Genomic DNA, 20,411 nt, shown 5'->3' with positions numbered 1-20,411 from the left:
TGAGGGGATGGGAGGGGTAAAAGATCCTAACCCCTTAGCAAAATACTGAAGTTAGGCATGCCTATTTATAGTGCTCTCTGTGTGGGTGGCCAATCTAATGGGTATCTAAGTGTTCTTATGTTGCTTGGATAATTTTCTAATTTGTCAGTTGGGGGCCTATTTTGCCCTATATGCAAGGGAAAGAGATACTCCCCTCCTGTTGTTGGGACTCCCCTGGTTTGGGTATGGTTTTACCATCTTTCCGCAAAGCCTCACCGCCATTGATTTTTAAAATGTGGGGCATCTCAACCCTTTTAAGTTTTGTTTTACAAAGAAAAACGACGATAATTATCCGGTCTAATTATTTCACCGGAGGAAACGATGTCTGAGTCGACAACCCTGGCGGATACTCGCCATTTCAGCTGGAAGCGCCTGTGCGCGGTGCTGTTCTTGCTGTTCCCTGTTCTTGTCTCTGTGGTCTATATGTGGGCCATGTGGGACCCTACAAAAAATTTGCGTTCTGTGGATTTGGCTGTGGTCAATGAGGACAAGGGTGTTACTCGCAATGGCGAGTTCAATCGTTATGGTGACAAGGTGGTCAAGGGGCTGCTGGATAAGGAATATCTGGCATTTAAGCAAGTCAGTGCTGATGAGGCAGCCAAGGGCTTGGATAATGGCACTTATTTGTTCACGGTGACGATCCCTGAGAAGTTCTCGGAGAACGTGAATACCTTGTTGGCGGATCAGCCGACTAAGCCGGAAATTATTTTGTCGTATAACGACTTCAATGGCACGAATGGTTCGGTGTTGACGGGCGGTTTGGTTCCTAAGATCCAGCAGGCAGTGTCGGCATCGATTTCGGAGTCCTATGCCACCAAGTTGGTCAACGGTGTGAATAAGCTCGGCGGTGGTTTGGAGCGTGCCGCTGATGGTTCCGCGAAGTTGGATGAGGGTTCTGGCAAGTTGAAGGACGGCTTGGCCAAGGGTGTTGCGGGTTCGCAGAAGCTTAACGACGGATCCCACCAGCTCGCCGAGGGCACCGCAAAGTTGGCTGATGGTACAGGTCAGCTTGCCGACGGTGCCAGCCGTCTTGCTGCAGGTACCGCAAAGCTAGGCAATGGTGCCGCTCAGATTGATGACGGCGTGGGCACCCTGGTGAACATTCTCGTCCCAGTGCTGACGACCGCCCAGGCAGCTGCCCCACAGTTGCAGCAGGCTGCCGATGCGCTTCGCGCCGTGGGTATGGTTGCGGAAGCTGATCGTATTCAGGAGTTGGCCACCAAGTTTGACGCTAATAACCCTGACAACCAGGTGAACAAGCTGAACAAGCTGAAAAATGGTACCGCTACCTTGCGTTATATGTTGAGCGATCCTTCTTCGGAGTACTACGGTGGTGTGCTGAAGCTCAGCGATGGTGTGGCTAAGGCCCACGATGGTGCGGTGAAGTTGAACGATGGCGCGCACCGTCTTGCGGATGGTACTGCGCAGTTGGCTAATGGCACGCAGCAGCTTTACGACGGTGCCGGCCGACTCAATGAGGGTGCTAACACCTTGGCCACCAAGCTTGATGAGGGGGCAAAGAATGCCCCGAAGGTTCCTAACGCAGAGGCATCGGCTAAGCAGGTTTCGGTTCCAATTGTGTACAAGGAAAATAACGTCAACCCAGTGCAGACGGTGGTAGACAGCAAGGATCCAACGGCTAAGAAGCTCAACGGTGGTGCCTCCATGCTGATCGTCATGGTCTTTGGTTTCTTGCTCATGGCACTGGCTGCGATCTTGCTGCCGCATGTGTTTGGTACTGATCGTCGCAACGCGTTTGTTGGTCCTACGTTGAAGTCCTTTGCCGGCCTATTCGGTATCGGTGTGCTGACCCTGTTTGTCTTGGCTGGTTTTGCCACTACGATCGGTTGGCATCCGCGCTCGTGGGCGGGCATCGCGCTTGGTTTTGTATTCACCGCTTCTGCTATGGCTGCTGTTAATCAGCTGCTGCGTGCTCTATTTGGTCGCTTTGTTGGTGGCATTGCCATCCTTGCGGTCTTCGCTTTTGGAATGTTCTCCTTCGGCGGTGTGTGGCCACTGGCCACGGTGCCAGGGGTGTTCCGTGCGATTCACCCGCTGTCCCCTATGAGCTACGCCCGCCAAGCATTCGTGGGGGCGTCGCAAGGCAATCTTGGCTCTAGCTATGTGCTGGCCATCGCGGTGCTTGCCCTGTTTACTGTAGTGCCACTGGCGGTCACGTTGATGGTGCGTGCGGCGCGCGTAAGAAAGCTCAACAACCAGTAGCGTTGTTGTGATTGAGCTCGAGGATCCTCCGCCTCGGGCTTTTTCTATGCGTACAAGTAGGCTGAAGGCACTACTCGTTTTGGGAAAGGACGCATAGTGGCACGAACTCGCATGGCCTTGTGGTGTGGTTTGGTCGCTTATTCTGCGGTGATGCTCGCATTAACTATGTTCAAAGCGTTTTATCGCATCGGTTATTTGTGGGATCCAGCCCGCCAGCGCCGCAGCGGGGTGTCGTGGGTGCTTTTCGACGACCTCCGCAACCTTGGCCCAGACACTAACTGGTTTATTCCCGTGTTCGGCTACGGTGGCAACGTGGCGTTCTTTATCCCGCTGGGGATACTCATGTATGCGCTGCTATATGGGCGCGTGCGCTCTGCGGTGGGGATAAGCGTACTGCTAGGCACGGCGATCAGTGTACTTATCGAACTAAGCCAGTACCTGTTTTCTTTGGGCTTTAGTGATATTGATGACGTTATTACCAACGCCCTCGGTGTTTTGATAGGTGCGGTGATTGCGAAGGTCTGTGGGCCCAAGATGTTCCCCGTGTGGGCAGGCTGCGCCATCATGCTGGGCGTGGTGTTCGCCGTGCTCGTGGGGCTGGGGGAACGTTTGGGTGATCCTTCGCGTATCGCTCCGAATTAAATCAGACGCTGCTGGCGTGCTGCCGTGATGGCGGCGGTGCGGTTATCTACGCCGAGCTTGGAGTAGATGTGCACGAGGTGAGTTTTCACCGTTGCCTCGGAGATGAATAGTTCGGCCGCGAGTTGGCGGTTGCTCAGTCCTTGTTCCAAGTTTTGGAGGATTTCAATCTCGCGAGCTGAGAGTGCTTGGCGGGGTTTGCTTACGCGTTGCATGAGGGCGTTGGCTACCTCGGGGGCGAGGGTGCGGCGGCCTTCAAAGGTGGCGACCACTGCATCGTGTAGTGCCGATTCCGGTGCGTCTTTGAGCAGGTAGCCCATAGCGCCTGCTTCGACTGCTGCGAGGATGTCTGCCTCGGTGTCGTAGGTGGTCAGGATGAGCACCGGGGGACCGCCGGCGCTGGCAAGTGCGCGGGTTAAGGTGATGCCGTCGGTGCCTGGCATTTGGATGTCGGTAACAACAACGTCGATGCCTTCAATGTTGACGTTGCTGCCGTCGCTAGCTTCGGCGACCACAGTGATGTCATCGAAGCTGTCCAAAATGGAGCGTAGTCCGGCACGGACTACGGGGTGGTCGTCGATAAGCATGACGCGGATCATGAAGTCTCCCGGCGGCTGGTGAGCGGAATGCGGCATGCGAGTGCAGTGCCGCATGTATCTGATTCAATCACGAGTGTGCCACCAACGGTATTTACGCGCGTGCGGAGCCCGTCGAGGCCAAAGCCGGAGCTGGTGCCACGCTCGGTGGTGTCGGGGTTGAAACCGACTCCGTTGTCCACCACGTCGAGGCTGACCTCGTCCTCCCACACGCCCAGGGTGACCACAGCTTTTGTGGCGTGCGCATGTTTGACCACGTTGTTGAGCCCTTCTTGGGTCACGCGAACCACCGTGCGCGATACCGGCTCTGGCAGGCTTATCGACGTATCCCCCACCAGCTCCAAATGGACATCCAATGGAGCACCGAGAGCATCCTGTTTGGCGCGCAGATTATTAACGGTGGTGGTCAGTGCAATAGGTAGCGAGTCGCCCAGTGCCGGAGCTGCTAGATCGCGCACAAAGCGACGCGCCTCTGCAAGGCTGTCAGAGGCTTGGGCTTCAATTACGCTGAGTTGTCGCGCCACATCTTCGATTTCGCCCTTATCGAGGCGACCGTGCGCGGCACGTGCCAAGATTACAATGGAACTTAAACTTTGAGTGACCGTGTCATGGATTTCGCGGGAGAGGCGTTCGCGTTCTTCAAGCCTGCCCGCCTCATGTTCAGAGGTGGCGAGATCCTGCTGGGCTGCAAGCAACTCTGCCGCTAGTTGGCGGTAATGTTGGGCATCGTTGCGCAAGGTGGTGTAGCTATAAAAAATCACCGTGGAAAACGCGGCACCCATCGTTGGGCCCATGGCCTGTGCGGGCATCCACTCATCTGGGCGTGTGGCTAGGGGAATTGCGATGGCGATGGCAAGGAGTAAGGCAACGCCCAAGATGCCACGAATGCCCTGCTTGAGATGCAACATTACAAATACGAGTGGGAACATCAGCCACAGGAAATAGCCGGAGGCACCTACGAGGAAAGCCCAGAGAGCAACAATAATCACGAGCCACACGGGACTGAGTATCCCGGGGTCCGGGATGTCGTCGCCACGCGCGAAACGATTTTCCCATGCGGTGCCGATCATGTAGAAAATTCCCAGCGTGATTGCTGCGGCGATAGCAATATTGTTTGCATCGGTTGGAACTGTTGGAAGCTCGAGATAATAACGTACGATTCCAAAAATGAGCAGACCAGCGAACATTACATGCAGGCTGACACGCATGACGGTGAGAATTTGAATCACATGAGGCTTCACACTAGCGAGCATAAAAGATCTCCTGCGCCTGTGATGGATTGGAAGGAAAGTTCGCTTAATTGAAGCCTATGTTGCATAAAGGCAAATTAGGCCATACCTTTTAATGAAAATAACTACCGATAATTTCATGAAAGTGTGTTTGATGAAAATCCCTCACCGTCGATTAGTAGGAGCTGCGGCTACTTGCTTCCTTGTGACTGGACTTGCCTCACTCCCCCCTACCGCCCTAGCTGGCCCAGATCAGAACAAACACACCGTTTACGGCACACATATGGATCTCTCACCTGAAGCTGCTGTTACTGGTGCTAACCATAACTTGGAGGGCGAAGATGATGGGGATGGTGGCAAGGAGATCACTGGCCTTGGCGTTGTGCTAGGTCTGAGAAAGGCAAATGAAGAAACCGCCGAATATAAAGGCTTGCCAGCCGATAATGCTGTTATGTGGCTACCGCAATCTGGTTACTATCGGTTTAACTCCACTGAGCAAACTCCCTTTGTAGCAAAACAAGGTGATACCGTGTGGCAGGCTCCACAGAATGTGGATGCTAGCCAGTTACCTATCTACTTTGGTTATAATAGTGGCTCCCACATTCAAAAAGCTGCTGATAATGAAGAGCTACAAAATCAGAACTACTCTCTTGACCTTTTGAAAGTAGAAGGGCCAGGGGACGTAGAAGTTTTCACTCAGACAGCGTTGCGCGCCACTCGAATTTTCTCCAGCAAAGATAAGGCATTCCGTTCACTGATTAAGCCGCGTCACTCGCACTACCACACCACTTTTACCAAGCCTGGTCGCTACGTGTTCACCTACCAAGCCACCGCATATGACAGCGAGGGTGAGCCCATTAAGACCATGCCTATGAATTTGGCATGGCAAGTAGGTGGCGAACAGCCGGACAAGGGAAAGATCCTCGACCCAGCACAGGCATGGGAGAAAGCTACTAAGGGGGAGGTATCGGCAAGCTTGTCCCTTAAGCCTAGTGAGAACAAAAACACCGAGATCGCGTTTAAGGGATCCGGCAACGGTCGCCTCGTCTTGCTTATCGATGGCCATTTCCTCGACGAACTCCCTGTCACCGGTGGCACCGCGAAGTCCACCACTTTCCTTGGCGAGGGATCCTCTAAGTACCAAGCGCTGTTCATTCCTGATGATTACTCCAAGCCAGCATGGCTTTCCGAGTCTTTCACCTACGATCGCAAGGACTCCAAGAATATCTCAGAGACAGACTCCGAACTGGTAAAGCCGAAGGAAATTGATAAAGAGCGTGTGTGGGATCCACAACCAATATCATTGGAAGATACCAATGTCAGGGTGTCTATAAAGCCCAAGGATGGAAAACACATCTTGACGCTGCAAGGCGATAAGAAGTTGCGAGGTTTTGCCTCAATTAAAATGTTTTCCTCAAATTCCACAATTGGTGCGCCGGCATGTAGTGCAGAGGGGCACTTCGACGAAAATGGAAAGATCGAACAGGAATGGGATATCTCCGCGTGTGAGGATTTTAAACCATGGCTGCATGTTACTGTCATTCCTCATCCATTGATCGATGTGAAGTCGATTGACTCCAAAGCGGAAGAGATTGATTTAAGCAAGTCCATAGAGAAAGACTACAAGTTCGAGGAGCTGGACGAGAAGAAAGCCCCCGAGCAGATAGAAACCTTCGGTTCCTTCAAACGCGGCGACGACGTGAAGAACATCCCGCTGATGAAGCACGAAGACGAGGCCGACACTGATGACAGCGACGACTCTGAGAGTGTAGACACCGAAGATACCGGTGACGACACGGAAACCAATAAAAACGGTAATGGCAAGGATACTGACCCGTCTTCTCCGTCATCACCGTCGTCGCAATCATCTGAGGAACACAAGGAACCTACCGTTGCCCATAAACATGAGCTGACCGAGGGACATATTGACATCCGCCTTGCTAAGAACAACGGTAAAGTGGGCTTTAACCTGAATCATGAGCATGTACAGCGTTCCCTCGACGACACCATCATTCGAGTACGTGACAATGCACGCCAGAAGCGTGATAACAAGCTTGGCGACGAGAAGTGGGACTTCCTAGGCCCTGTAGGTGAGAAGTTCTACATTCTGCCTAGCAGCGAGGAACCAGGTAAGCCATGGCCAGGATTCAGCTCGGAGGACCTGAACTACAAGCACTACCCGCAGGGTGTGGACATCACCTTGGATCATGCCGAAACCCCAGACGGTGGGCGTGCAGTGTTCTACCAGGCTGATCCGCTAACCGGCGAGGTTAAGCGCATGCTCGACACCGGTGACGAGGACACGCGCACACTGAGCACCACTAAACCGCTGCACCTGCACGGCAACTGGTCCTTTAACAAACCAGGGCAATACACCCTGTACTTCAAGGCCACAAGTGGCGACAAGGAAATCGCAGCACCACAGCCCGTGACGTTCCTCGTGGGCGATAACGCCACCGCGCAGCAGCCAACAGGCGAAGACGTGTCGGGTAAAGCCGGTAAAGCAGGAAAAGAAAGCAAGAAGGCAGAAAAAGTAGCTGTGCACCCTGTTGCAAAGTCCAGTGAGTCCAAGACTGCTGGGAAGAGCGGTGACTCTAAGTCACCGAAGAAGGAAGATCCGAACGTGAAGAAGTCTGCAATTAAGCAGAAACTCGCGGAGACGGGTTCCTACGCTGATCTGCTGCTTCCGGCCGCATTGGCGTTCTTTGGTATCGGTTTTGCGGTACTGGGCTTGGTGAGGATGCGCCGCCAGTAGGCGCTGTTTAGTAAAGCGCACGATCTAACCTAGTGATGTCATATCAACCAGTTGATTGGCCGGAGTTTCACCACGGCAACCGATGGAATAGCTCCTTAATTTCACAACAATAGAAGTGAAAGTAAGGAGCACATCATGTTCTTAGGAATCCGCGACATCCGCGCCGCAGCAGGGCGTTTCACCCTGATCGCATCGGTCGTCGGCTTGATCACCTTGTTGATCGTCATGTTGACCGGCCTCACCCAGGGCTTAGGTAAACAAAACACCTCAGCCATCGAAGCACTCGCACCACACAGCGTGGTGTTCACCACCGCAGGCGACTCCTCCCCAGAGTTCACCCACTCGGAAATCTCCGAGCAGCAGGCAGAACGCTGGAAGAACTCCACTCCCCTTGGCGTTTCCCAAACCCGCATTGAATCGGATCAAAACGCCAACACCACCGCAGTGATGGGTCTTCCCGAGGGAACTAAACTCCCCGACTCTGTGGGCGGCTCCATCGAACAAGGTGCACTGCTTCCCGCCGAGCTCGCCGACTCTTTGCACGTACGCGCAGGCGACCACATCACCCTTGGTGGTGCGACCGTCACCGTTGCCGACACTGTCAAAACCGAAAACTACAGCCACACCCCCGTGGTCTGGGTCGACACTGCCACTTGGCAGCTGGTCAGCCATACCAAGGCTGTGGGCACGGTACTGCTTCTCAACCAAGAGCCAACTACCCAGCCTCAAGACAATGAGGTAGTCACCGACCTCAAGGGCGCATTCCAAGCAATGCCCGCTTATAAGTCAGAGCGCTCCTCTCTATTGAGCATGCAGGCGTTCTTGTACATCATTTCCGCACTGGTCACGGTGTCCTTCCTGACCGTCTGGACGCTGCAACGTACTCGCGACATCGCCGTGCTTGCCACGCTGGGAGCGTCGAAACGTTACCTGCTTATCGACGCCCTCGGCCAGGCCGCCATCATCCTCGCCGCAGGCGTGGCCCTCGGTACCGGCATCGGCGCCCTTCTGGGATGGCTCATTGCAGGCAGTGTGCCATTCTCACTCGGATGGGTATCCGTACTCGGCCCAGCATTCGGTATCTGGACACTTGGCCTCATCGGAGCCACCATCGCCGTTCGCAACGTCACCAAAGTCGATCCTCAGATTGCATTAGGAGCAACAGCATGAGCGCCGCACCAGTTCTCTCCATCACCAACGCCAGCGTGGTCTACCCCGACGGCACCTCGACAGTTACCGCCCTCGACTCCGCCAACGTGGAAATATTCCCAGGCGAGCTCGTAGCCATCGTCGGCGAATCCGGCTCTGGAAAATCAACCCTGCTCTCCATCGCCGGCTTCCTCCAAGACCCCACTTCCGGAACCGTGACACTCCACGGTGCGGAATGCCTCGACGCTACGTCGACACGCCGCGAGCACATCGGGTTCGTCTTCCAGCAACCCAACCTCCTCGGATCGCTGACCGCCCGCGAACAGCTGCTCATCACCGACCACCTACGCGGCACCAAACCCCGCCAAGACCGCGCCGACGAACTACTCGCCCGCGTCGGACTCGAAGGACTCGGCGGCCGACGCGTAGCCCAACTCTCCGGCGGCCAACGCCAGCGCGTCAACATCGCCCGCGCACTCATGGGCAACCCCCAACTCCTGCTTGCCGACGAACCCACCTCCGCCCTCGACGCCCGCCTCTCCAAGGAAATCGTCGAACTACTGCGCGACGTCACCAAAGAATTCGACCTCGCAACACTCATGGTCACCCACGACCGCTCCCAACTGGCCTACGCCGACCGCTTCGTAGAAATGGCCGACGGAAAAGCCCTCCAAACCGCATAACCCCCACCGCTCCTTACTTACCGCTAAACAGACAATCGGCCTAGCGAGTTGGACACAAACGCGCTCAAACGTCCAACCCGCAGGCCGATTTTCCCTTTTCAAGGGGCGGATTCTAGTGGTTGTAGAAAACAACAAACCCCCTGCATAAACAGCTCGTTGTGGCTGCTTTCTACAGGGGGTATTGAAGATGAATCCTTTAGGTCCCTTAGATGAAGGACTTGATCAAGGAAATGATCTTCAGGATTGGTGCAATGAACTGGTAAGCGGTGGACAGCGCACCGGAAATAACGCTGAAGTCCATGGGGAACTCCTTACTTCTAGGGGTCAATTTTCTTGAATGGTAGCAGGTTACTTTGTTTTTGTACACCTTCATGCGGTTAATGTCATGGGCTGCTACTACACTATTTGACTATGACTAATCCGAGCGGAAACACCCCTGATACTTCAGCAGATCCTGCGTTTCGTTATACCGCCGAACTGGCCGGTGAGATCGAGCGTTCATGGCAGCAGTACTGGATTGATAACGGTACTTTTAACGCCCCCAACCCCGTGGGCGATTTAGCCGTCTCTGGAGACAAACTCCCTGAAGACAAGCTGTTTGTTCAGGATATGTTCCCGTATCCGTCGGGTGCTGGTCTGCACGTAGGCCACCCACTGGGATACATTGCGACGGACGTTTTCGCTCGCTTTAACCGCATGCTAGGCAAGAATGTTTTGCACACCTTGGGCTACGATGCCTTCGGTCTGCCAGCTGAGCAGTATGCGATCCAAACGGGTACGCACCCACGCACGACCACCATGGCCAACATTGCGAACATGCAGCGCCAGTTGGGTGCATTGGGCTTGGGTCATGATCCTCGCCGTAGCGTGGCTACCACTGATCCGGAGTTCTACAAGTGGACGCAGTGGATCTTCCTGCAGATTTTCAATGCGTGGTTTGATACCAAGCAGCAAAAGGCTCGCCCTATCTCTGAGCTGATTCCGCTTCTGGAGTCGGGTGAAGTGGCGTTGCCGGAAGGCTTCGAGGGCTCTGCTGACTCGTACTCCGAGTTGGATGCGGTGGAAAAGGCCAAGGTTGTGGATGAGTTCCGCTTGGTTTACCGCTCTCATTCCATGGTGAACTGGTGTCCTGGTTTGGGCACTGTGTTGGCTAATGAGGAAGTCACTGCGGACGGCCGTTCGGAGCGCGGTAACTTCCCTGTGTTCCGTAAGAAGTTGTCGCAGTGGATGATGCGTATTACCGCATATTCGGATCGTCTTATCGACGACCTTGACCTGCTGGATTGGCCGGACAAGGTCAAGAGCATGCAGCGCAACTGGATTGGTCGTTCGCGTGGCGCCGAGGTGGACTTTGACGCCCTTGGCCACACCATCACTGTGTTCACCACCCGCCCAGATACGCTGTTCGGTGCCTCCTACATGGTTCTCGCCCCTGAGCACGAGCTTGTCGACGCCCTCGTCGCCGCCGGCACGAACTCTTACGAAGGAATCGACCCCCGTTGGGCCTTCGGCCAAGCCACCCCTGCGGAAGCAGTCAAGGCCTACCGCGCTTCCATCGCTGCAAAGAGCGACCTTGAACGCCAAGAAAACAAGGAAAAGACAGGCGTTTACCTTGGCGTAAACGCCGTCAACCCTGTCAACGGCGAGAGCATCCCAGTATTCATCGGCGACTACGTCCTCACCGGCTACGGCACCGGCGCAATCATGGCTGTGCCTGCACACGACACCCGCGACTACGAGTTCGCCACCGAATTCGGCCTCCCCATTCGCGAAGTCGTCGCTGGCGGCAACATCGCCGAAGAGGCCTACACCGAATCCGGCGTAGCCGTGAACTCCGCTAACGACCAAGGCCTCAACATCAACGGCCTGGACAAGCAGGAGGCGATTGCTCGGGTTATCGAGTGGCTCGTCGACAAGCAAAAAGGATTCGAAAAGATCCAGTACAAGCTGCGCGACTGGCTCTTCGCCCGCCAGCGCTACTGGGGCGAACCATTCCCAGTCGTCTACGACGAAAACGGCCTCGCCCACGCACTACCCGAGTCCATGCTGCCCGTCGAACTCCCCGAGGTAGAAGACTACAAACCAGTCTCCTTTGACCCAGACGACGCCGACTCCGAACCACACCCACCACTGGCCAAAGCCACCGAGTGGACCCAAGTAGAACTCGACCTCGGCGACGGCCTGAAGAAGTACACCCGCGACACCAACGTCATGCCACAGTGGGCCGGCTCCTCCTGGTACCAACTGCGCTACATCGACCCCACCAACAGTGAAGCTTTCTGCGACATCGAAAACGAACGCTACTGGACAGGCCCCCGCAGTGCAGAAGGCTCCGGCGGCGTTGACCTCTACGTCGGCGGTGTCGAGCACACCGTGCTCCACCTCCTGTACTCCCGCTTCTGGCATAAAGTCCTCTTCGACCTCGGCTTTGTCACTTCCCGCGAACCTTACCGACGCCTCTTCAACCAAGGCTACATCCAAGCATTCGCCTACACCGACTCCCGTGGCGTGTACGTCCCAGCCGACGAAGTAGAAGTAAAAGACGGCAAGTTCTACTACCAGGGCGAAGAAGTCAACCAGGAATACGGCAAGATGGGCAAGTCCCTCAAGAACGCCGTCGCACCTGACGACATCTGCCGCGACTTCGGTGCCGACACCCTCCGCGTCTACGAAATGGCCATGGGCCCACTGGACACCTCTCGCCCATGGTCCACCAAGGACGTCATCGGTGCCCACCGCTTCCTCCAACGACTCTGGCGCCTCGTCGTCTCTGAAGACGACGGCTCCATCGTTGTCACCGACGCCGCACTCACCGACGACGACCTCAAGCAACTACACCGCACCATCGCCGGCATGCGTGACGACTACGAAGGCCTGCGCATCAACACCGTGGTAGCCAAAGCCATCGAATACGTCAACTACCTGACCAAGGCATACGGCTCTACCGGTGCACCACGCGCAGCCGTCGAACCACTGGTCATCATGGTTGCAGCTGTCGCACCACACATCGCCGAAGAGCTCTGGAAGCGCCTCGGACACAACGACACCATCACCTTCGTCGCCTTCCCTGAGCACGAAGACAAGTGGCTCGTTGACGACGAAGTAGAGATGCCAGTTCAGATCAACGGCAAGGTCCGCGCCCGCATCATGGTGCCTGCCGACGCCACCCAAGACCAAATCTCCGAAATCGCACTCGCCTGCGATGCTGTGGTAGCACACATCGAAGGTAAGAATGTGATCAAGAAGATCGTCGTCCCAGGGCGAATGATCAACCTAGTGGTCAAGTAACTACAACACGAGAAATCGGCCCAGCGAGATTGCTGGGCCGATTTGTGTGTATGGCTCACGGGCGCGCTGGGAGGGGGAATTGTGGAGCGTCACCCCGATCTGACTCGATAAATTGGGTTTAGCTAAATTATCTCGGCAATGCTAGAGTGCTTTTCAATACAAAACGCTATCTTTAATTGCCATTTAATAGTCTATTGCTGTCAAGTGGCATGGTGGGATAGCTGACTCAATGAAAGGCCAACAATGAACACTCGTGCAGTCTTTGCGCTTTCCCCACGATCAAAAAAGCTCACCATGCTGGGCGTAGGATTTGCCCTAGCAAGCGCACTCGCAGCTTGCGGCAGCGGTGAGCAAACTGAAAATGCCTCGATGAATGCATCGGCAAGTGAGACGTCGTCAGGCGAGATGGGAACGCCATTTGCTACTGCGAAGCTCGTCACGCAGAAGGGCGAAGACGCCGGCACGGTTACTTTTACAACCACACAGGCTGGGACCGAAATCAACGTGGACGCAAAGGGGCTGGAGCCAGGGTTCCATGGTTTCCATGTGCACGATAAGGGTAAGTGTGAAGGTGACTTCAAGTCCGCTGGAGGTCATTTAAGCGGCCCAGATCATTCCCATGGCTCCGATCATTCTGGCGGATACCATCCGCACGCCGGGGATTTGCCCTCACTTTTGGTCGCCAAGAATGGTACTGCAAAGTTGACTGTCACGACCGACGCTCTCACCCCCGAACTGCTTCTCGGCACCGATGGAGCCAGCCTCATTGTGCACGAAGGCCGCGATAACTTTGCCAACATCCCCGAGCGCTATGCACCAGAAGGCCCTGATCAGGACACGTTGAAGACCGGCGACGCTGGCGCTCGGTTTGCATGCGGCGTGATCGAAGCAAAATAAGCCTCGTGTGAGCAATTTTTGTACCTTAAGCACTGTTTTTGAGGGGGCGTCCTGCGGGTTTGCGGCCTTAGGATACAAAAATTGCTCACGGGCTGGCTCAGACATGCGGTAGCATGCGGTGTTCTATGGGCACTTTATTTCAGCGGTTGAGCAGTTTAGATGGCAAGGGTTATGGCGCGTACAAGTCGATTGCGGGTCGGCACGCCTTGGAGGGTGTCCCCGGGGCGGAGCTGTTTCTGGACAAGGTGCAGTCTGATCCGTACGCGCCGGCGTCGTTAAGCCGTGTGCGGGTTCCGCTGGCCGCTCTGCCATTTTCGGGGAGCTTATCGACGCACCAACGTGACCTACTTAATCGCCGAATCGCGGGGGAGTTCTGCCACGGTTTGGCCATTGATTGTCCTGGCCAGCAGGTGCTATCGCGGGCGGCGGTGACGCAGCTAGACGACGCACTGCAGATTTGTTTTGAGGTGCAGCTGCCAGCGCGAGGGCGGCGTATCCGCGGGCGTGAGGCGGCCCAGTTGCTGTGTACCACCTTGCCGCGGGCACTGGATCGTGCGCTGTGCATAACCGCTGGTGGGGATGCGTTGCGGGCCGAGTTGGAAGCGGCGGCGGCGCTGGAGTGCGATCAGGCTGCGCTGCGGGGTGCGCTCGCAGGCGCTGGGCTGGTGGCGTTTATTGCCGATGGTTCCATTTTGCCTCGTCAGGCGGGCAATAGTGATGAGCCAAAGTCCCATGCGATCCCGTTCGTGGCGCCAGAATCCCTAGCCCATGAGTTCACGTTGCCATCGGGGCGGACCGTGCGCGGCATGGGGATCCCGCAGGGGGTGACGCTCATCGTTGGTGGCGGCTACCACGGCAAGTCTACACTGCTATCCGCGCTGGTCACAGGTGTTTATGACCACGTTGCCGGCGATGGTCGCGAGCTAGTGGTCGCCGACCTCACCGCCGTCGCCCTGCGTGCTGAAGACGGCCGCGCGATCACGGGCGTGGACATCTCGCCGTTCATCAACGGTTTGCCGTCGGGGGAGCGCACCACCTCCTTTTCCACCACCAACGCCTCAGGCTCCACATCGCAGTCCGCCGCCCTGATGGAAGCACTCGAGGCGGGCGCGCGCACACTCCTCATTGATGAGGACACCTCTGCCACCAACTTCATGATTCGCGACGAACGCATGCGCCGTCTCGTTCCCGCCGACCGCGAACCCATCACCCCGCTCGTCGACCGCGCCCGCGAACTATGGTGCGACCACGGTATTTCCACAGTGGTCGTCGCCGGCGGCTCAGGCGCCTTTATCGACATCGCCGACACCGTCATCGCCATGGACGCCTACACACCCCACGATGCAACCACCCAAGCACAACAACTCATCAACACCACCCCAACAGCGCCCACCCTCGCACCCATGGCATGGCCCACTCCACGGGTGGCCGCGCGCGTCCGCACCCAGCGTGACCAGCGCGGACGCACCCCCAAGCTGCCGCGCGCCCGCGGAATCGACACCATCCAACACGGTCGCGACGACATCGACCTCCGCGCCATCAGCCAACTCGCCTGCAGTTCCCAAACCCAAGCAATCGCTCGCATCATCGCAGCCCTAGAAAAGCGTGCCGACGGCCACACGCCCATGATCACACTGGTCAACGACGTACTCGCGGAGATAGAAACCCACGGGTGGGCAGCGCTTAGCGGGCAACGAGCAGGCTCCCACGCCGAGCGGCACCCAGGACGGGTGGCTATGCCCCGGCCGCAGGAAGTCATGGCCGCGCTCAACCGCTACCGCGGGCTTTCGCTTGTTGGTTCGCTTGGTGCGTGAGCAATTTTTGCACCTTAAGCCCCGTTTTTGAGAAGCCGTCCTGCGGTTTTGCAACCTTAGGGTACAAAAATTGCTCACAGCGGCGGCGCAACCGGCGTGCGATCATGTTTGGATAACTGTTTTCCATTGCTTTCACCCTGATTTCATGTTTGGATAACTGTTAAACAATCATGAAACAGGCTTTGGGGAATGGAAAGGCGTTAAACATGCCTCAATGGGTTACGCGTAATTGGATACCGGCTGACGGTAGTGGCATTTCTCGAAGAGATAGACAAGGCGGCCGCTATGAGGCCTACATCCCCGACACGCTTTCAGATGCCAGTCTCGTTATTCCTGTGGAATTGGCGCAAAAAGCTGCGGAAATCGAGAGAAACATTATTGCTTTAGGGCGGCGAGATGGTGCGGGGCAATTGGAAAGCATTGCGCGCCTGCTGATGCGCTCGGAAGCGATTTCGTCGTCACGCATTGAAGGCATTGCACCCAACGTTGACAAAGTTGTTCTTGCCGAATTGGCACAAGAAGAAGACGTCCGTGGCTTCAAAGAAAGTGCTGAAGCCGTGGCGAGAAACCTACAAGTGCTTCGTTCTGTAGAAAATTCCTTTGCTACTACACCAGAAATTACCCCAGAGCATCTTGGGCAGCTGCAATCTGAGCTCCTTGGCGCGCACCCAACGGTTCCTGTAGGGATACGAAAGATTCAAAACTGGATTGGCGGATCTGGTCGAACACCCATTGGGGCCGAATTTGTTCCGCCACCTCCCGAAGAAGTTCCCGCCTTAATGGCCGATTTCTGCCGGTACTTTAATGGTGCCGCACATGGAGCTTTGACCCAGGCTGCAATTATTCATGCGCAGTTTGAAACTATTCATCCGTTCGCGGATGGAAACGGCCGTGTTGGGCGTGCCTTGATTCATGGGACTCTATTGCGTCGTGGGTTAACACATCAAACAATCTTGCCCATTAGTTTAATTTTGGGCACGTGGTCCAAACGCTATGTCGAAGGGCTTACGGCGTTTCGTCAAGGTGATTTTCCTCGTTGGCTCGATACCTTTTTTGATGCGGCGCAGGAAGCCGTCACACAGGCGAATTTACTAGCTGACCAGTTATTAGAGATCCAACAGGATTGGGAGCAACGCTTAGACGATTACCGGAAAAGCCAAGGTAAAACCCGTGCGCTGCGTGCAGATTCGATAGATTTCAAACTGCTCACAGGTCTTGTGGCGCATCCGATTGTGACAGCTAAAACGCTAGAGCGGTTGTACGGTGTGACCTGGTCCAACGCACGCCGGGCGCTTGAAGATTTGCAGACTGCGGGCATTTTGCGTGGAAAAGTTATCGGTACTCGAGGCACGACTGGTTATTATGCCGACGACATCTTAAGCCTGATTACTCATGCGGATCGCCAGCTAGCAAGTAGTCAGTTTGATACTCGCTTGGCGCAGCCATCAGGACGCGCGGTTCCCAACCCACCAGTTTTGCCTCTTGAGTCTGCCTTGCTCGGTTAGGTTTGTGCTTAGCGACGAAAACCACGCGGGTTATGCGTTTGATGCATAGTAATTCGTTGGATGGTGAATCTGGATTTGGGATGTGTGAAGTGCCTCGGGTTTTGTTCCTAGGCATTTGCCTTGTGTTTTATTATGTCGTGACTTGGGTGATGTTCCCAAAATTCGGTTTCTACTTCAGCCGGCGTATGGTAGCCGAGGCTCTGGTGCAGGCGTGGTTCGTTTCACCAATTCACCCCTCGAACGTGGCGATTTCCACGTCGACGACATCGTTCCAAGTGCGGGTATGAATCAGTTCGTTGTTTCCTTAGCGCACACAATCGCCTAGTTGAGTGCTTGCAACGGCAGCGCCTCGGTGCGCATTGAATCAGACAACGCCCACCCGATGATCCACCAGGAGTACACATCGGTGACAAAAGCCGTGCACACGAAGCCTTGTCCTAGTGCGCACATAAGTAATGTCCGCCACCCACAGCCGATTGGGGCCAAGGGGCCTTGAATTCACGATTGCCCAAGTCAGGGTGAAGATCCGGGCCCTTAGATTTACGAGTTGTGACAGGTGCTCCTCCTTTGCACTTGCCAGACAGCCCAGCGCTGCGCATCAGCCGGGCTGTGTGCTCACGCCCAATGTCAATGCCCTAGCGTCGCAGCGCGTGCCACATCTTCCGCACCCCGTAGACGCCGTAATTTTCGGAAATGAACGTCACGAATATGCTCCACAAGAGCAGCGTCGCGAAGACTAGGGGCACTTAAGCCCGTGCGCCTTGGATTGGCGGTACCCACGCGAGCTAAGAAAACCGCCTTCACGATGTGTGTTTAACGTCTGGCAGATGAACAAGGCAGAGAAACGATTCCAATGCTCATCGATGAATCGGAATCGTTTCTTAACGTTTTAGGCTTGGTTCGGATGCGAAAAAGCCGAGGCGGCTTTCAACAACTCATTGGTGTCGCGAAGCTGGTGATTTTCTCGACGTAACCGTGCGTTTTCTGCCACAAGGTCCTCAGGCAACCGTTCAGTAACGTGTCCCCTCACGTCGAGCGGGCTTGCGTTTATTGCCTCGCCGTGTGCCACGAAACACCCAGCTTTGGAGCCATAATCTTGCAGGTGAAGTGCCCCGGGTTTTGTTCCTAGGCATTTGCCTTGATTTCTATTATTCCCTGTTGCGGGTTCTGCTTCCAAAAATCGGTTTCCACTTCAACTGGGGGTCGGTATCCCAAGCTTTGGTGGAGTCTATCTTCGTTCCACCATGACACCCACTCGAACGTCGCGATTTCCACCTCGACAACATCATCCCACCTGTGAGTATGGATTAGCTCGTTGTTGTGAGGGGCCGTTAACGTTTTCTGCCAGAGCATTGTCATAAGAATCCCCGACAGTTCCGGTGGAAGCTGTAATGCCGTGCTGGGCAAGTCGCTCGTTGTAGACCACGCTGACGTACTGTGAGCCGTGATCTAAATGGTGAATGAGCCCTGTTGTTTGTTCAGCACACTTGGGTCGCCTGGTTAAGAGCTTGCAGCGGCAACGCCTGAAGTCCGCATGGAGTCTGATAACGCCCACCCAACGATCCGTCGAGAGTAAACGTCGGTGACAAACGCGGCGTACACAAAGCCATTGTTCGTGCGCACATACGTAATATCGGCCACCCACAGTTTATTCGGGCCCGAAGCTTTGAATTCACGCTCGACTAAGTCTGGGCGCAGATCAGGCACATTAGGCTTACGGGTTGTGAGAGGTGATCTGCCTTTGCCAGAAACACCGGCTAGGCGCATCAACCGAGCAGTTTGTTCACGACCGATATCGATTCCGTCACGGTAAAGAGCATGCCACATTTTCCGCACGCCGTAGATGCCGTAATTATCCCGATGAATAGCACTAATGCGTTCAATCAGCACAACTGTTACGAAGGCGACGAGCGCTTAAGTCCTCGGGCCTTGGACTGGCGATACCCACGCGAGGTGATAAACCCACCAGCCCGGTTATTTTTCAACGCCAGTGCAGATGAACTCGACGGAAAAACTACTCCGGTATTCATCGATGAATCGGATCATTTCTTAACGTTTGGGGTCTGGTTCCGACGCGAAAAAAGCTGAGGCAGCCTTCAGTAGCTCGTTAGTGTCGCGTAGCTCTTGATTTTCACGACGTAGCCTCGCGTTCTCGGCGGCCAAGTCTGCAGGCACAGGTTCTGGGATGTTTCCCGCACGGCGGGCAGGCTTAAGTCCATTGACGGGCCGTGTGCCATGAAACCCCCAGCTTTGGAGCTACTGCCTGGCACGCGGGGTGCATCGACATATTTTCCGCCAAGATACGGTCTTCCACGAGACGGACCACACGGTCCTTGGCATCCTGGTCAAATTTCCTTGGCATGTTCCAGATTTTCCCATCTACTCAAACGGAACAAAACCTAGGACACTTCAACGTGTTATCTCAAAGGGGTCTCCACTAGACGCATGAATGATTTGGTGGCCACGCTGGGCATTAACAATCTGTCGAAAACACAAGTGTCTGACATGGCCAAAGAACTCGACGAGATGGTCGCTGACTTTCGCACCCGCCCTTTAGACAGCGGCCCTTATTTCTACCTGTCCTGTGACGCGTTGACAATGAAAGTCCGCGAAGGCGGACGAGTCGTTAAAACCAGTGTGCTTATCGCTACCGGCGTTAACAAAGACGGCTACCGTGAACTACTGGGCATACAGATTGCTACATCAAAATCCGTGGAATCATGGACCGGATTCTTCCAAGACCTCAAAGCCCGTGGTCTTGGCGAAGTCTATCTCGTCACCAGCGATGCGCACCTAGGAATCCAAGCTGGCTGTTGGTCAAGTACTACCTACAGCCAGCTGGCAACGTTGCCGGACACATTTTGCTAAGAACCTGTCCTCAAAAGTATCAAAACGCCAGTGGACAACACTATCGGGAATGTTTCACTCCATCTTCTAGCAAACCGACGCGCAAGCTACCTGGGACCAAGCCCGCTAGGTCGTAGATTTCTGCACCGAGCGTTTTCCCGACGCAGCCGACTACCTGGAAGAATCATTAGATGAGATACTCGCGTTTACAGCCACGCCCAAAGCTGTATGGACGAAGGTATGGTCCAATAATCCAACAGAGCGTTTGAACCGTGACATCAGGCGGCGTACCGACGTTGTAGGAATCTTTCCCAACCGCGCAGCAGTCATCCGCCTCGTCGGCGCCGTACTAGCGGAACAGCATGACGATTGGATTCAGCAGAAACGCTATATGTCACTAGCAAGCTTGGAACACACCCGACGCCTGATAGCTACCACTACCATCCGCGCCAACGACGCAGACACCATCGAGGCAGCCTCCTAATTGAACCAACATCAACCCCGAGACGGACCCTGACACCGACCCTGACACTGTCCCCCGATCCACCGATTCAGAAAGGACAGATACACCACTTCACCGGACTTGACCCGCCAATCCGCTGCAATGCCGGCAGGAGGTATTTCGGTGGTGCATCAGATACAACACACAGCGCCGGCACTCTTGGTGCGGACAGATATCGCCCGATGTCTTTGAAGCCCAATCTATTACACTGACCAAGGCAGCATAACTGTCACTCACCCTGTCTA

Annotated in this window: 17 protein-coding genes and 2 pseudogenes; 11 read left to right on the top strand and 8 right to left on the bottom strand. The window is 55.3% G+C overall.

What is annotated here, in order from left to right:
• Window positions 1-360: 360 nt before the first annotated feature.
• The gene (locus tag ABMV07_RS13705; RefSeq protein ID WP_374064736.1) at window positions 361-2,262 is read left to right on the top strand and encodes a YhgE/Pip family protein; all 1,902 of its coding nucleotides are present in this window, start codon (window positions 361-363) and stop codon (window positions 2,260-2,262) included.
• Window positions 2,263-2,358: 96 nt separating this feature from the next.
• A complete protein-coding gene (locus ABMV07_RS13700) occupies window positions 2,359-2,904 on the top strand; it encodes a VanZ family protein (RefSeq protein WP_088266547.1) in 546 nt (181 codons plus the stop codon).
• On the opposite strand, the gene chrA is transcribed toward ABMV07_RS13700, so the two are convergent.
• On the bottom strand, window positions 2,901-3,500 hold the full coding sequence (gene chrA / locus ABMV07_RS13695; RefSeq protein ID WP_088266548.1) for a heme-responsive two-component system response regulator ChrA: 600 nt from the start codon (window positions 3,498-3,500) through the stop codon (window positions 2,901-2,903). The genes ABMV07_RS13700 and chrA overlap by 4 nt on opposite strands.
• On the bottom strand, window positions 3,497-4,750 hold the full coding sequence (gene chrS, locus ABMV07_RS13690; RefSeq protein WP_088266549.1) for a heme-responsive two-component system sensor histidine kinase ChrS: 1,254 nt from the start codon (window positions 4,748-4,750) through the stop codon (window positions 3,497-3,499). Before chrS ends, chrA begins: the two co-directional genes overlap by 4 nt.
• 91 nt (window positions 4,751-4,841) lie before the next feature.
• Between chrS and ABMV07_RS13685 the strand changes: the two genes are divergently transcribed.
• The 7 genes from ABMV07_RS13685 (at window position 4,842) to ABMV07_RS13655 (ending at window position 16,817) form a co-directional block, all read left to right on the top strand.
• Entirely contained in the window at window positions 4,842-7,481 is a 2,640-nt protein-coding gene (locus ABMV07_RS13685) for a choice-of-anchor M domain-containing protein (RefSeq protein ID WP_374064735.1), read from the top strand.
• Between the two features lie 135 nt (window positions 7,482-7,616).
• Window positions 7,617-8,651 (top strand): ABC transporter permease, encoded by a 1,035-nt coding sequence (locus ABMV07_RS13680; RefSeq protein WP_374064733.1) that lies wholly within the window; start codon window positions 7,617-7,619, stop codon window positions 8,649-8,651.
• The gene (locus ABMV07_RS13675) at window positions 8,648-9,313 is read left to right on the top strand and encodes an ABC transporter ATP-binding protein (RefSeq protein WP_374064732.1); all 666 of its coding nucleotides are present in this window, start codon (window positions 8,648-8,650) and stop codon (window positions 9,311-9,313) included. The genes ABMV07_RS13680 and ABMV07_RS13675 overlap by 4 nt, the downstream gene beginning before the upstream one ends.
• Before the next feature lie 411 nt (window positions 9,314-9,724).
• Window positions 9,725-12,601 (top strand): leucine--tRNA ligase, encoded by a 2,877-nt coding sequence (gene leuS, locus ABMV07_RS13670; protein ID WP_374064731.1) that lies wholly within the window; start codon window positions 9,725-9,727, stop codon window positions 12,599-12,601.
• Window positions 12,602-12,844: 243 nt separating this feature from the next.
• Window positions 12,845-13,498: a superoxide dismutase family protein gene (locus ABMV07_RS13665; protein WP_088266554.1), complete on the top strand. Its 654-nt coding sequence runs from the start codon at window positions 12,845-12,847 to the stop codon at window positions 13,496-13,498.
• Window positions 13,499-13,611: 113 nt separating this feature from the next.
• Entirely contained in the window at window positions 13,612-15,312 is a 1,701-nt protein-coding gene (locus ABMV07_RS13660) for a P-loop domain-containing protein (RefSeq protein WP_374064729.1), read from the top strand.
• 206 nt (window positions 15,313-15,518) lie between these two features.
• Complete coding sequence (locus ABMV07_RS13655) at window positions 15,519-16,817, top strand: Fic family protein (protein ID WP_374064728.1); 1,299 nt, start codon at window positions 15,519-15,521, stop codon at window positions 16,815-16,817.
• Window positions 16,818-17,138: 321 nt separating this feature from the next.
• Here ABMV07_RS13655 and ABMV07_RS13650 read toward each other — a convergent pair whose 3' ends face one another.
• From ABMV07_RS13650 to ABMV07_RS13625, 6 genes are all read right to left on the bottom strand, one after another.
• Window positions 17,139-17,267 (bottom strand): hypothetical protein, encoded by a 129-nt coding sequence (locus tag ABMV07_RS13650; RefSeq protein WP_268828339.1) that lies wholly within the window; start codon window positions 17,265-17,267, stop codon window positions 17,139-17,141.
• A 439-nt stretch (window positions 17,268-17,706) separates the two neighbouring features.
• Complete coding sequence (locus tag ABMV07_RS13645; protein WP_197693620.1) at window positions 17,707-17,847, bottom strand: hypothetical protein; 141 nt, start codon at window positions 17,845-17,847, stop codon at window positions 17,707-17,709.
• Window positions 17,848-17,942: 95 nt separating this feature from the next.
• Entirely contained in the window at window positions 17,943-18,170 is a 228-nt protein-coding gene (locus ABMV07_RS13640; protein ID WP_374065023.1) for an integrase core domain-containing protein, read from the bottom strand.
• On the bottom strand, window positions 18,103-18,243 hold the full coding sequence (locus ABMV07_RS13635) for a hypothetical protein (protein ID WP_374065040.1): 141 nt from the start codon (window positions 18,241-18,243) through the stop codon (window positions 18,103-18,105). The genes ABMV07_RS13640 and ABMV07_RS13635 overlap by 68 nt, the downstream gene beginning before the upstream one ends.
• 74 nt (window positions 18,244-18,317) lie before the next feature.
• Window positions 18,318-18,707 carry an IS3 family transposase gene (locus tag ABMV07_RS13630; RefSeq protein WP_374064727.1) on the bottom strand — a complete coding sequence of 130 codons (390 nt, stop codon included), beginning with the start codon at window positions 18,705-18,707 and terminating at the stop codon, window positions 18,318-18,320.
• Between the two features lie 319 nt (window positions 18,708-19,026).
• The gene (locus ABMV07_RS13625) at window positions 19,027-19,179 is read right to left on the bottom strand and encodes a hypothetical protein (RefSeq protein ID WP_197691226.1); all 153 of its coding nucleotides are present in this window, start codon (window positions 19,177-19,179) and stop codon (window positions 19,027-19,029) included.
• A gap of 47 nt (window positions 19,180-19,226) precedes the next feature.
• Between ABMV07_RS13625 and ABMV07_RS13620 the strand changes: the two are divergent.
• Window positions 19,227-20,148: pseudogene (locus ABMV07_RS13620) on the top strand (IS256 family transposase); the annotation flags it as partial.
• 115 nt (window positions 20,149-20,263) lie between these two features.
• A pseudogene (locus tag ABMV07_RS13615) lies at window positions 20,264-20,392 on the top strand (IS3 family transposase); the annotation flags it as partial.
• Between the last annotated feature and the right edge of the window lie 19 nt (window positions 20,393-20,411).

This window comes from Corynebacterium belfantii, from assembly GCF_041898185.1.
GTDB classification, from domain to species: Bacteria; Actinomycetota; Actinomycetes; order Mycobacteriales; family Mycobacteriaceae; genus Corynebacterium; species Corynebacterium belfantii.
Note: the sequence above shows the minus strand (reverse complement) of the source record. Positions and strands in the feature narration are given on the sequence as shown.